This window comes from Maricurvus nonylphenolicus (assembly GCF_042854845.1).
Lineage (GTDB): Bacteria > Pseudomonadota > Gammaproteobacteria > Pseudomonadales > Cellvibrionaceae > Maricurvus > Maricurvus nonylphenolicus.
The window spans coordinates 49,296-61,451 of the sequence record NZ_AP031499.1 but is presented as its reverse complement, the minus strand read 5'-3'; the positions used below and the strand labels follow the sequence as shown (position 1 = coordinate 61,451).

Annotated in this window: 11 protein-coding genes; 4 read left to right on the top strand and 7 right to left on the bottom strand. The window is 47.7% G+C overall.

Annotated elements, in window-relative coordinates:
- Window positions 1–13: 13 nt before the first annotated feature.
- Window positions 14–979 carry a hypothetical protein gene (locus ACGHZ6_RS24795; RefSeq protein WP_390619400.1) on the bottom strand — a complete coding sequence of 322 codons (966 nt, stop codon included), beginning with the start codon at window positions 977–979 and terminating at the stop codon, window positions 14–16.
- 236 nt (window positions 980–1,215) lie between these two features.
- Between ACGHZ6_RS24795 and ACGHZ6_RS24790 the strand changes: the two genes are divergently transcribed.
- On the top strand, window positions 1,216–2,487 hold the full coding sequence (locus ACGHZ6_RS24790; protein WP_390619399.1) for a hypothetical protein: 1,272 nt from the start codon (window positions 1,216–1,218) through the stop codon (window positions 2,485–2,487).
- A gap of 286 nt (window positions 2,488–2,773) precedes the next feature.
- Window positions 2,774–4,522 carry a bifunctional metallophosphatase/5'-nucleotidase gene (locus tag ACGHZ6_RS24785; RefSeq protein ID WP_390619398.1) on the top strand — a complete coding sequence of 583 codons (1,749 nt, stop codon included), beginning with the start codon at window positions 2,774–2,776 and terminating at the stop codon, window positions 4,520–4,522.
- Window positions 4,523–4,548: 26 nt separating this feature from the next.
- Here the strand turns inward: ACGHZ6_RS24785 and ACGHZ6_RS24780 are convergent, their stop codons facing one another.
- A complete protein-coding gene (locus tag ACGHZ6_RS24780) occupies window positions 4,549–5,139 on the bottom strand; it encodes a hypothetical protein (protein ID WP_390619397.1) in 591 nt (196 codons plus the stop codon).
- A 314-nt stretch (window positions 5,140–5,453) separates the two neighbouring features.
- Between ACGHZ6_RS24780 and ACGHZ6_RS24775 the strand changes: the two genes are divergently transcribed.
- Both ACGHZ6_RS24775 and ACGHZ6_RS24770 read left to right on the top strand, forming a co-directional pair.
- A complete protein-coding gene (locus tag ACGHZ6_RS24775) occupies window positions 5,454–5,801 on the top strand; it encodes a hypothetical protein (RefSeq protein WP_390619396.1) in 348 nt (115 codons plus the stop codon).
- A 302-nt stretch (window positions 5,802–6,103) separates the two neighbouring features.
- The gene (locus ACGHZ6_RS24770) at window positions 6,104–6,280 is read left to right on the top strand and encodes a hypothetical protein (protein ID WP_390619395.1); all 177 of its coding nucleotides are present in this window, start codon (window positions 6,104–6,106) and stop codon (window positions 6,278–6,280) included.
- Between the two features lie 33 nt (window positions 6,281–6,313).
- On the opposite strand, the gene ACGHZ6_RS24765 is transcribed toward ACGHZ6_RS24770, so the two are convergent.
- The 5 genes from ACGHZ6_RS24765 to ACGHZ6_RS24745 all read right to left on the bottom strand — a co-directional run bounded on the left by ACGHZ6_RS24765 (window position 6,314) and on the right by ACGHZ6_RS24745 (window position 12,153).
- Window positions 6,314–6,598: a hypothetical protein gene (locus ACGHZ6_RS24765; protein ID WP_390619394.1), complete on the bottom strand. Its 285-nt coding sequence runs from the start codon at window positions 6,596–6,598 to the stop codon at window positions 6,314–6,316.
- 217 nt (window positions 6,599–6,815) lie between these two features.
- Window positions 6,816–9,920, bottom strand: a complete 3,105-nt coding sequence (locus tag ACGHZ6_RS24760) for a helicase-related protein (protein ID WP_390619393.1) — start codon at window positions 9,918–9,920, stop codon at window positions 6,816–6,818.
- 110 nt (window positions 9,921–10,030) lie between these two features.
- Entirely contained in the window at window positions 10,031–10,573 is a 543-nt protein-coding gene (locus ACGHZ6_RS24755; protein ID WP_390619392.1) for a hypothetical protein, read from the bottom strand.
- Window positions 10,574–10,624: 51 nt separating this feature from the next.
- On the bottom strand, window positions 10,625–11,044 hold the full coding sequence (locus ACGHZ6_RS24750; RefSeq protein WP_390619391.1) for a hypothetical protein: 420 nt from the start codon (window positions 11,042–11,044) through the stop codon (window positions 10,625–10,627).
- A gap of 47 nt (window positions 11,045–11,091) precedes the next feature.
- Complete coding sequence (locus ACGHZ6_RS24745) at window positions 11,092–12,153, bottom strand: DNA cytosine methyltransferase (protein ID WP_390619390.1); 1,062 nt, start codon at window positions 12,151–12,153, stop codon at window positions 11,092–11,094.
- Between the last annotated feature and the right edge of the window lie 3 nt (window positions 12,154–12,156).

Below are 12,156 nucleotides of genomic sequence, written 5' to 3'. Positions count from 1 at the left end.
GGCAGAAAGAATACTAGAATGGAGCCCCCCAATACAGGTGGAGATCTTCAGAGTTGTCTTCAGGCACCTCCACATGAACGTGCAGCTCAATACGAGGGGTTACCGAATGGTGGGTTCTCATTCTGTCTGAATCAGGGTCTACACTTCCAGCCATTGTACCTTTAAGCGTAAGGTACATTAGATCCGCCCCCATGAAATAGGAATAGTCGGTGATAACTGGAGCTTCTTCAAACAGTAATCCTGATTCAGCGATATAAATATCGAGTTGTGATTCTGCTTCAAGATAAGCGCCTTCATCAATAAATGTTTCAACCTGATTTTTGGCTTCCGCAATTGTCATTCTTTCACCGGCAACCTTTTGAAAGAACTCTGCCTCACCAATTTGTTTTACTTCATGCTCATCGTAATCTGGTTCATCAAAGGCATTAGCGCTAACACTAACTTCACGATAAGCGTTTATGCCTCGTATCTTTGAAAGGATTTCTTGTGGACAATCTTCACCAAATGTAATGATGTAATTGTAAATCAAACCATCTTCCGACATGTTGGCGGTCGGCTCCCAGCTCAACAGTTCTAATTCCTCATCAGTAATTCCTAACTCTTCTGCCAAGAGAGACACTCGTAATGGCTTGTGATCATCAAGCGATGACAGTTCAGGATAATCGATAAGAATAAGAGAGCATGCCATATCCAAAGCCTTAACGGTTTGGTCCCATTCATAACCCAAATGTACATGCACACCAGAGGTTTTAGACTTAAGCGCATCAACAAGCTCGTGAGGGTTAAATTCCCCCAAACCATAAGTTTTTGAGTCCGCTTGTAATGCATTAAAGTCTTTGTGACCAAGAGGACGACTAAAAGCATTATATAGTTTTGCACCCCTTAATTTAGGGGTTAATCCATAAAGATTATCGATTGTGCTGTTAGATAAGTCTTTAAAAAGAGAAAGGCAGTTTTCAGGTAAACGGAAGGTGGTCATCGGATCTCTCCTGCGCAGCACTGACAGAAATGGTGATATGTGCCGATCACACCACCGGCTGCTGGACAGACGATGATTTTGAGATGTTCATCAGAGGCTTTTCCACTCGGCAAGGAAGGACACTGATTTGCCCTGCTCACCAAATATATATAACCAGAAATCAATGTCAATAGAGGGTATCGGATACAGGAGCCTGCCTTTTCATCAAATTATTGGATTCCTACCAAGGTCATTAAATGTACTTTCAAATAATCATGTCTACTAAACAGTGGTTTTTGGAAAGGAAGATCATTACTGTATACTTGTACAGCTACAAAAATAATATGAGGAAACCAATGCAGCATATCAGAACAAGGCTATTTACAGGGACGATCGCCTTCATGGTACTGATGGGACTTATCCAGGCGGGGATTGACCTGCATTCCTGGAGCGAGAAGCACAAGCGCCCCCTTGAGTCGAGGCTGGGTGTCCTGCCACCCCCAGGTTATACCGCTCAGTACCAGTCAACGGCCCACGAGATCATCGAATTAGAAGTAGAGTTCGGGCTTGTCTCTCATGAGAGAGGGGAGCTGGCTACCGCCATCTTGGATCGGACGATTGAGGATTTCGCAGATCTCAACGTCCCCGAGCAGCCGACCATGCACGAGTTGATATCACTTCTGAAGAGGGTAGGGCTCTATATCGGGAAGCGATACATATACGGCGGGAATACCTTTGCTGATGGTCTGGCGGATGGAGAGATAGACTGCGACCTCAGATCATACCTGTACCTTGCTATTGCTGAAAACTTGGGTGTGCAGGGGGTGGGGGTGATGTACTCTCCAGGGCATGCGTTTATTGGATGGCGAAGTGCTGATAAGCATCAATTCCCTATAGCATGGGAAACCACCACAGATACCGGTGAGATAGCTAATTTCGCATCGTCACAATACCGTAAGGTATCAAGCTACGATCATGAATATCAGATCCAGCAAAGAGAAGGGGTGCTTGCAATGTACCGGGCGATCATTGCTGACCACCTGTTTGACAAGGGGGAGAAGGCACAGGCCAAGGATATCTTGTTAGCCTTAAAGGAAGAGGATGAGCTTCCATACTATCAAGCCGTCCTGTCACAGTTTGAGGATGGCATCGGTTATGCAAAAAATTATCTGTCGCATACCAACAGCCAGTATGCTCGGTATTTGATTGCCAACGATCTATACAATCGAGGGGAGAAAGAAGAGGCCTTAAAGCAATATCAGGAAGTTTTTGCAGAAACCACTTACGACAAAACTGTTACAGACAGGCTGGGCGAGCTGCACAGTAAAGCTTGGGTTGGATGGTACATCAAAAACATCTATGGCCCCACAGCAAGAGGGCTGGATCGGCTATTCGGAAACAAGGATGAATCTAAAGTAATTGCAGAATTTGCGCAAATCATGCCGGTTCTTTTCATGCTATGGATGATTTTTTGGTTTGCCATAACGGATGCCCTGGAGAAAAGATTTAGGCCAACCGTCATCGAGTGAAAACCAGATTCACCAAATCTCTGCAATCTGGTTCATTACTGACTTTTCATCAGAGTAAATTTTCCAGTGGTACATTCATCTGGAACCTTCATCACACAATAGGAGCTATTTGCTCCTTTTTTTTGCCTCACGGCCATATAGCCCCTTAACGGTGCGTATTCCAAGGGATGAAAACAGCACCCCCGAAGTAAAATCGCCCCTCGCAAGAGAGAAGACTAAATCCCTTTTGCTTTGGAATGGCGATTTTGAGCGCCAATGTATTTAACCAGATAGGTAAGGAAACGTGATGAGATTTAAAAGAATTGGATTGGCCACAGCTGCATTAACTCTTCTGGCCGGTTGCAACCTCAATGAGCCATTGTCTCTCAAGATTGCTCATATCAACGACACACACTCACACTTCGACGAAGAATTTCAAAAGCTTGGGCTACCAGGCGCTGATGGTGCGCCTACACTCACTTATGCTCAAGTCGGTGGTTTTCCTCGGCTGAAGACAAAAATTGATCAGCTTCGGCTTGATGCCGCAGGAGAGGATAAGGATTTTCTGCTACTGCATGCTGGAGACGCCTTTTCAGGTACCTTGTTTTTTTCCCTGTTCAAAGGGCGGCTCAACGCGGACTTCATGAATCTCTTTGAATTTGATGCCATGGCAATCGGAAATCATGAATTCGATCTTGGAAATGAAAAGCTGGCAGAGTTCGCGGCTTCTGTTGAGTTTCCATTGATCTCTGCCAACACAAAGGTAAAGGGTGATGACGCGCTGCAAGGTGCCTACCTGCCATTAACCATTAAAATGCTCAAGGACCAGCCTATAGCAATTGTTGGTCTGACTACCGAGCACACCGAGATAATCTCATCACCAAGCGACAACACCAGATTCATTAAAGCCAAAAGGGCCGCTCGCAAAGCTGTGAAAGCGCTCAGACAATATGGTGTCAACAAGATCGTTTTTCTAACCCATCTGGGACTCGAGGAGGACAGACTGCTTGCTCAATCAGTACCAGGCATTGACGTGATCATCGGTGGCCACTCACCCGAGCTGCTGGGCGATCACTCCAATATCGGTTTAGGTAACGAGTTTCCTAGCCCGATAATGGAAACCGGACCAAAGGGCGATCCTGTTTGCATCATGCACTCCGGGGAATACTCGCGCACAATCGGTGTTACTGATGTCGAATTCAGTGGCGATGGGAAAGTAGAATCTTGTAACGGCCAGAATGTGTTCTTGGTTGGAGAAGTTTTTGCCCAGGGCACTCCGCCACAGCCTGTTGATTATGATACACAGCAGGTCATTGCTGAATATATCTCCGCAAACGCCAACATCGAGATTGTACAAAAAGACCTGACAGCTCAGGCCATGCTTGACCAAGCGAAGCTTGAGGTTGAGGCCTTCGCTTCTACGGTGATCGGTGTAACTGGAGAGCCGCTGTACCATGTGCGCCTCCCAGGAGATGGACATCCAGACGCAGGGACCATTGAGAGCGGGAGTATGGTAGCTCCACACGTCGCTCAGTCGATGGCCAACAAGATGCAACAAACATCCGGCCAGCCCTACGTTTCCGTAATGAATGCTGGTGGGGTCAGAGCTGATCTCTCTGGAGAAATTACAGTTGGCTCCGCATATACCGTACTGCCGTTTAGCTCGTCGTTGGTTTCCATGTCTGTAACCGGTGAGTCATTGTTGAATACGCTGAGCACGAATGTTTCTAATGCGTACCAGATCAGTGGGGTAGCCTTCCCATATGTGGCTAACATTCGCTATACCATTAACCTCACAGATCCAACCACCCCCAGTGTTCAAGATGTTCTAATCAAGGGACTCGATGGCATCTATCAGCCATTGGATTTTTCATCCCAGTACAACTTGGTAACCACCAGCTATCTTGCCGGTGGGGGAGATCTATACCAGTTTGAGGGGGCGGCGAATGTGACTGACACCGGCCACATAGATGCGGACATCTTGGTTCAGTACATCGAGAATGAACCAGGTGGCGTATTAAACAGGCCTAATGACTGGTTATCTATAATTCAATAAAGCTATAGATTTTGACTATTTGGAGGTCATCCTTGGTGGATAACCTCCTTTCCGCCCTCGAACGATTTAAAGTTTAAATGCCCTGTATTGGTAAGCGCCTTTAACTTACTACTTCCTGTGCCGGAGCTTCCCCACGGATACACTGCAAGCCAACCTGTTGGTGCAGATATGTTATTAGGGATTAACTGGCTTAGCCTCATGGCAAACGAGTTGGAGCCTCTACCAGAATTACAAGCCATTAAATAAATTGGGATGTTTGAAGGAAGATTTCGGATCTCAATATTATTAATAATAATTTCAGCAATTTCTTCTGGAGACAAATATTTTCTTGTTTCTCCAGAATCATCTCTTATGAATGTTTCTTTGCCTTCACCTGCCCATGTACCATGCCCCGCAATAAAAAGAGAACTCTTAGAGAGAATATCTAATCGCTCGAATCGAAATTCCTCTGAACTTCCTGGCCGGAAAAAATGAACAAGATAGGAGTGTTCCTCTCTAGGTGTGTCTCTTACTAAGTCTAAGAATATCAGGTATGTGAAAAGCGATGAAAAACCACCTCCAATTACCAAGAACACAATAATTACGAACCATTGTGAGCTCGACTTTTTAAGTCCCATGATTCAATCACTCCGAAGATTTCTTGCCATTCACCGTATCACGAGAAAACGGGACAGCAAGAAAGACGACCTCCTAATCCTCAAACTTTCAATTTTGCCATAGCTTGGCTGTTAATCATAAGGCTGAGTTGTATAAGACTGGCCAGATGGAAAAGTTCTGTGGGTGCTGTTTTGTGTTGGTTGTTGCTGGTGATGTTCTGTCATTAAATTTTGGGGTTCCCGACTGTTGCATAGTAAAGAATACGGGTTAGCATTTTTAGTGATAGCCGGTCACTGTTGAAACCGGCAGTTTAGGATACTCAGGGAAAACTTCATTGAAGATCAATTACCACTGCCCAAGTAGTGTGGCAAGGACTACCCAGGTAGCGCAGATGATGTGCAACAGCAAGTACATATCTGATCCCGAGGGATTTATAGAACAGGCATTGAAAGCCTGGACCATTGAGTCTGGAAACACGCAGGCCGTGGGTGATGATCATGAACGATACGCAGAAGAGGTTTTTCTGCTCTACATGGAAGTCAGGCAGTTCGATGACAGCTACTACGACATCCACCCAGCCATTGCGATGATCATTGCTGGAATGCTGAAGGCTCATGGTCTTGAGGAAGCAATTGTAAGGTATGCAGATATTAAATGCCGATTGTATACACGGCTTCACTAAAGAGGTTAATAGATTTGAAAGGGAAGGGAACTTTCCATATTGGAATCAATATTGCTGACGCATTATCGAAAAGCGATCGGTTGTTGGAAGGGCTAATTGCAGATGCAGAAACAGGACGAAAATTCACCCCCAAAGAAACGCGAGAGCTTCTGAAAAGGGAGCAAGATAAGGGTTACACAATGTTCTCTGGATCTGGAAACTTGACCGGTAACGGTAGTTGAAAAGGGTACGAAAACCCTTAAAAATTTGCGCTTTTGAATCTCCTCTTACAATAAAGGTAAGACTTAAAAGGAGATCCAGCCATGACACTTACTGTATTAATTCTGATTGCCGGTTTCATCGTTCACATTGCACAGAGAAATTCCGACTCTTCAGCGGGTGGCAAGTTAACCACTCCTAACGGCCTGGCAGCTGAGCATTCCCGTATGCTTGTCATGGACCCGTCTATGAATATGATTGATGGGAATATCCACAATTAACAAGGCCCAGTCTTGGGCCTTGTATTATGTCAATCAAGGCTGGTTGTTTAACTCCTTAACAAGAATATTTAGCTCAGAGGAAAACTGTTCCTTATCTACGCTGGATACAAGCTTATCTGGATTAATCAATCCATCGAAATACTTGAAGGCAAGATACTCACTTGTATCGCCCATAAAACAGAACGGCTTTGCATCTTCAAGAAACGTCAACGATTCAATATCTTTGGGATATTCCCCAGGGCCGTAGACCTCTTCTTCTCCACACGTTGAAAACAACTGACCACCTTCGTAGTGTATTGTAATCCAAATCATCTTCATCAGCCGCAGCTAAATACCGCGAAAGAAAATGGTTATCTTTTTCGTATAAAAATGCTGAATAAGTTGATCCAGGGTTTTCCCTCAACTTATTCTTTACCTCTTCAAACTTCATAAGCGAATCCCAATAAAAACTTTGAAAAATATTTTATCCTACTACGAGGTTACCTACGCTCTGCATTCACACCCTTTTCGGTAGTTTCTCTGCGCATTGATTCGTTTAGGCGACCAAGACTTCTTTTGCGTCATGAACGCTCATATTCAGCACCTCATCACAGAAGCGGTGTAACAGGGTATCCAGATGCAAGAACTCTTCTTCCTCGCCGCACTGATCGCCAAAGTCGAGCCCGGCGTCAGCGGCTTTTTGCTTCCACTCCACCAGCTGGGCGCAATAGACATCGATGCTGCCCGCCAGATGCAGGTACTCGACGACAACCTTTAAGGTCTGGCTTGGGCGCTGCGTCCGGTAGATGGCCTGTTCCTCAACAGTTGCTGACCAGGACCGCTCATAGAAGATTACGGCCCCAGCTTGCTCCAAATTCAGGCCTCGTTGGCCAACCCAGGACGAAAGCAGGACAGGGGCGGAGCCGTAGCGAAACTCGTCATTAAGGGCCTTAGCTCGCTTCTGGATGTCCTGTTGCCCGGTGAACAACACCGAGTCTATCCCTTGACCTGCGAGCTCATGGTGCAGGCGCTTAAGTACCTCCGGCGACTCTGCGTAGAGGATTACCTTACGACCGTCAGCGATCCAATGCTTAACGCGCTCGATAGCAAACCGCTGCTTACTGGTGATGGGGGTGTGCAACCCCATGGAAGACTTACTTTCCACATGAGGAGAGTTGGCCGCTCGCTGCACGGCACCGATCCGGGCAAGCACACTCACCAGGTTGAGGGCTCTGCTGGTGTCAGCATGGGCATTCTTGTACCAGTGGGCGAACTCGGTGGCGGTTTTGAGGTAGTGGGCCAAATGTTCCTTATCCCATTGCACGGTGAAACTGTCGCGCTCCGGGTCCGGGCAGTTCTTGAATATGGCCAATTCCGGCTCGCAGCGTAACCTGCGCTGGATATTGGGAGCCAACCACCCCCGGAATAGACCAAGATTATTTATCTTGGGTACCTCGCGCTTACCACCAGACTGCATTTCTTCCCTGAACTCGTTTGTCACCCACTGGGTTACCACATGGTTATCGTAGAAAGCATCTTCTCCCCGCTGCGTATCGTTGGCGCTGGCCAACAGTCTTTGTTCTACAAGGACTTTTCCGCGGACGCCGTAAGGCTGGTGAGCGACACCATTACCGGCGCTGGCCACGGCCAGTGGGAGCAAATCGCGGGGATAATTTCTCTGAGGTGTACCGTCCAGCACAATGAGCTTTCGCGCACTCAGGGTTTTGACCGCCTGGGTCTGCTGGGTGTTGAGGTTGGCCAACAGTCCGCCCTCGTCACAAATCAATGTGCTGATCTGGCGTCTCCAGCGCTGGGCGTTAGTGCGGACGATTTTAATCTTGGTTTCTTCCCGCTCTTCGGTACCGCGCTTGACCGTCTTCTTGAAGGCAATACGGGTGCCCTGGCGCAGGGTGGCATACGACACCAGGTTAATCTTGGCCGTGGGGGTGTCTCCATTGCCGAGGACTTTCCACAATGAAGGCGAGAGCCCCAGCTTCTGGATCTCCAAAAGCATTTCAGGCATCAACCCTGATTCAACCGCGATCATATTCCGGCCATCGTGCATCATAGCCAAGGCCAAGGCATACCGAGCTTTGCCACTGCCCTGTTCCCAGGCCCCGACAAAACCGGCAGGTGAGACTAGAGCTTCTGTCAGGCTGTCAGCTTGGAAGGGTGCCAACCAATCAATACCAGCCTTACAAATCCGCTGCCGGTGCTGGTGGGCGACCTCTGGGAAGTGGTGATTAAGCCCCGGATATTTCTGCTCCCACTGGCCATCGTTGGCAGCGATATCGCCGCCCCCAATTAGCTCAAACCGGACAAGTACTTCATCTCGACGGAGAGTTACCGTGTGGCCATTATGCTCAATGGTGTATTCGCCCCCTGCGGGGGTGGCATTAATGATCTGGCCTTTCCCAACGCTGGGGCTGTTGAAGTTGCCGGGTTCAAGCAGGGTTCTTTGCTTGGCTTTAATCTGCACCTGGCCTGGGCCCTTGGTCTTCACCATCCGATACATGGGGGTGACGGCCCGCTGGTGGCGCTTGATCAGCTTTTTGTAGTAGCCGCTCAAAGTAGGGGAGATCCACGCATCACCCCCAAATCCATTGATGCGATCGGCCAAGGCCTCCAGCTGCTCCTCGGGGTTGTCCTGTAGCAACAGAACATCCAGAAGGAACTGGCCGTCTCCCTGGTGCTTCACGCTCTTAGGAAGGCGGGTACCAACGGCTGTATCCCGAAGAAGTCCGTTAGCAACTTTCGCTTGCACCAAACCGCAATGGTACTTAACGACAATTCGGCGGTTGTGGTGGTGGAGTTCAACCCGTGGGTTACCAGTCACCGGTAGGGTGATAACCGGCTCCGTCTGATCCACCCCCGCCAGGCGAAAGCGAGGCTGGGTTTTATGCATAATGAACCCAGGATTAAGCGCGAGGGCGGGCCAGTCCTCACCTTTTGATAGATACACCTCATGGATCTGGTCAGTCTTCCCCGGAAGAAAGAAGTAAATGGCGGTAGAGACGTTCGCCCCCTCAGCTATAAACGTGTCTTGAGGTAGGTAGACAACAGCTTTGAGCTCACGCTTGGCCCGGCAGTAACCATCCATGGAAACAGGCAGCACAGCAGCGGTGACTACTGCGGCATCTAAGGCCTGTTCCAGTGCATATTCGTGGCTGATGGCTGAAGTGGACTGCCCGAAACGACCAAAGCTATTGCAGCTGTACGGGGTCAGGTTGGGACTTTCCAGATGGATCGAAAAGGGCGGATTAATAACCGCGAAATGAAAGCCGCTCGCTGTTAGGTCTTCCATCCCTCCATGTTCAAACTGGTAGTTGAGCTCGGCCTGCGCGGCATCCTGACAAAGTGCGTCGATGCATCGTGTGTCTGTGTCCAGACCGTACATTTCCAGCTCGGCTATGGGGGAACCTTCTAACAGGCGACCGGAGCCGATGGCGTTATCAAAGACAGAAAACCAGGAAACCCCGGCTTGCTTACAGCTCTCAATGATGGGGGTGAAAGACTGCCAGATGCCTTTCGCTACCCACTCTGGGGTAAAGTATTGCGATTGGGTCTCTTGGCGTCTGCGGTGAAGATCGGCCCGCGATACAGCCTTAGAAACGGTTGTCCCTTTAGATTCAATCGTCCTTGCAAGATTTCTCCAAGTCATGTCTTGTCCACAAAAATTCGTGATTTACAAAGACGTTAACCCGGAAAGTGATATATGCAACCTTCGTTTTTTTAGAAAAACTCTAAGACAGGAGAGCAGTTATTTTTTCTTCAGTTCCTCAAGAGGTAAGCATATACCCCAATAAATAAACCACCCCCAAGAACAATTGAAGCCAGAATATAATTCAGCCACTTTAGTTCGGAGATGTATTGCCATTTAGCTTTAACAGCAATACCAAAGCGCGAATCCGCTACCCAATTAAAAACAATACAAAGAAAAGTCGTAGCTAAGAACAGTCCAGAAAAGGTTGAGCTAGCATCTTTCAAATTATATTTTTCAAAAGTGGCAAGTCCAATTAGGGCCGTCAAACCAGACACAATGAAATGAATTAAAAAGGCAATGAAAGCAATATTTGCTCCCATTAGAATCTGACGCTTCAAACCGTTTTCAACAATTTGATCTGAAGAGTAATTAGTTAGCAGCAGGAGGAAAGCAATAAATGCAAAAGGGTAAGATCCTAACGGCTCGTTGTTAGTCATCGGGAAGAAGTGTTCGAGCAGAACAAACATGCCGCCCATCATCGTGATGGTAAAAGTGTAGTAATAGCTCTCTTTTAAAAATCGACCGTTTTTCGGTTGTAATGTATCTTCCATGGATAACCTCGCTGGTTTTGATAAGTGAGTATCAGTGTTTCACAATCGACATTAACTCGATACGCTAGTTGTATAGACATGATCAATATGTGGCCACTTGCCACACATATAGTGTCGTTTCCCATCCTCTTCTTTGAAGGGTACCATCCGCTGAGTATCATTAGCGGTCCAACAGCAAACGCTCAGATCCCCGACAAAGCTCATGGTAACATGGCCTCTCATCGATGTTATTCCTTGGCACCATTCTGAAACAGGGCCACCGCCCGATTTGGGAGCTACGGCTTCAAGATCGGCTATATCGGTCAAACCACCAAACGAAGAATGCACGTTCATTGCTATTCCATGAGTTTTGAGGCTCCAGTCAACCCCGTGGAACTCAGCAAGTTCGTATGTATACATAGCAGTCGCCACCACTTGGTAACCTCCAAATGCTACGATTGCGCCCAATATGTATGGTGTTACTGCTTTCATGCTTTTCCCTGTGTCCCGGCCTATTAAGTCCAGGCGTCCATTATACGCTAAGACGCATTCTTGCTCAGTTCAATAATTGTCCTCTTGCCAAGGTTGGCTTCCAGGTGCTGGGTTAATGCGGCCATGACGCTGTGGTGAAGCCTGTAGTCGATACTCTGTCCCAAGGTTTCAGTAGCTTGCTCTTTAGCCATCCAGTCAACATTGAACTCTCCAGGAATAGACATCAACGCTTTTAGCAGGCCAAGACTTGGCTTGTAGATTCTACCTTCGTGCTCCACATACACCGCGTCTGAAATACCGCGATCCTGACTTTTTAAAATCGTAGGGCAGTGTGTGCTATTGACGGTAATGTACGGAGGCATGGCCCGGCCCTTAGCTGGACGGCCAATGATGCTCTTTGTGTTTGTTACGTCTCGACATTCTGGCAGGTGGTCAATAATCAGGTCATGGAGAGGCAGCACATTCCGATCTGAGGGGGTGGGAGCCTGGAAGCCTGGATATATCGACGCAATCAGGTAGTACCTTTCACGTCCTTGAAGGCCACCAGCATCGAGGGCATTGCGTGTAACTTCAGTCAGGTGATAACCAAGCCGTCTGAGAGTTGTGGTCAGTATCTTGCCAGCTCCTGAAGAAGCAAACTGCTTTACGTTTTCAACGACAACAGCTGCTGGGCCGATATGCTCAATTTGTTTGAGCACCGGGTAAACCATGTCATACATCGTGCTGAGATCATCAAAGCTTTGTTCTTTGGCGCGTTGAGATTTTGCTGTTGAGTGGTCATCACATCCAAGTGAGAAATGGCATAACGTGATAGGCGGGGCGTCCGCCAGCAATTGTTCCAGCCGATCAATTTCAAAGTGATATATATCCTCATTGATCAGTATGCGCGGAGATCCATTAACCAGTGTGTTAAGTGCATTCACCTCTGTAAGGTTTCGGCCCATCGCCAAATCCCTGGCCTCTTGGGGCCGGTGCTCCAGGACGATTTGAGGTGTCCAACCAAGCGATTCCAGACAGTGGATATCGACACCCCCAGTAAGTCCAACAAAGGCATTGAAAGGGGATGATTTGCGCAGCTTGCTATGGATCGCATGTACACGATTAGCCATGGG

Excerpts from the sequence above, each read along its gene's own strand:
- ACGHZ6_RS24770 (WP_390619395.1), top strand. The coding sequence starts at position 6,104 with ATGACACTTACTGTATTAATTCTGATTGCCGGTTTCATCGTTCACATT.
- ACGHZ6_RS24785 (WP_390619398.1), top strand. The coding sequence starts at position 2,774 with ATGAGATTTAAAAGAATTGGATTGGCCACAGCTGCATTAACTCTTCTG.
- ACGHZ6_RS24760 (WP_390619393.1), bottom strand. The coding sequence starts at position 9,920 with ATGACTTGGAGAAATCTTGCAAGGACGATTGAATCTAAAGGGACAACC.
- ACGHZ6_RS24790 (WP_390619399.1), top strand. The coding sequence starts at position 1,216 with ATGTACTTTCAAATAATCATGTCTACTAAACAGTGGTTTTTGGAAAGG.
- ACGHZ6_RS24795 (WP_390619400.1), bottom strand. The coding sequence starts at position 979 with ATGACCACCTTCCGTTTACCTGAAAACTGCCTTTCTCTTTTTAAAGAC.
- ACGHZ6_RS24765 (WP_390619394.1), bottom strand. The coding sequence starts at position 6,598 with ATGAAGATGATTTGGATTACAATACACTACGAAGGTGGTCAGTTGTTT.
- ACGHZ6_RS24755 (WP_390619392.1), bottom strand. The coding sequence starts at position 10,573 with ATGGAAGATACATTACAACCGAAAAACGGTCGATTTTTAAAAGAGAGC.
- ACGHZ6_RS24780 (WP_390619397.1), bottom strand. The coding sequence starts at position 5,139 with ATGGGACTTAAAAAGTCGAGCTCACAATGGTTCGTAATTATTGTGTTC.
- ACGHZ6_RS24750 (WP_390619391.1), bottom strand. The coding sequence starts at position 11,044 with ATGAAAGCAGTAACACCATACATATTGGGCGCAATCGTAGCATTTGGA.
- ACGHZ6_RS24745 (WP_390619390.1), bottom strand. The coding sequence starts at position 12,153 with ATGGCTAATCGTGTACATGCGATCCATAGCAAGCTGCGCAAATCATCC.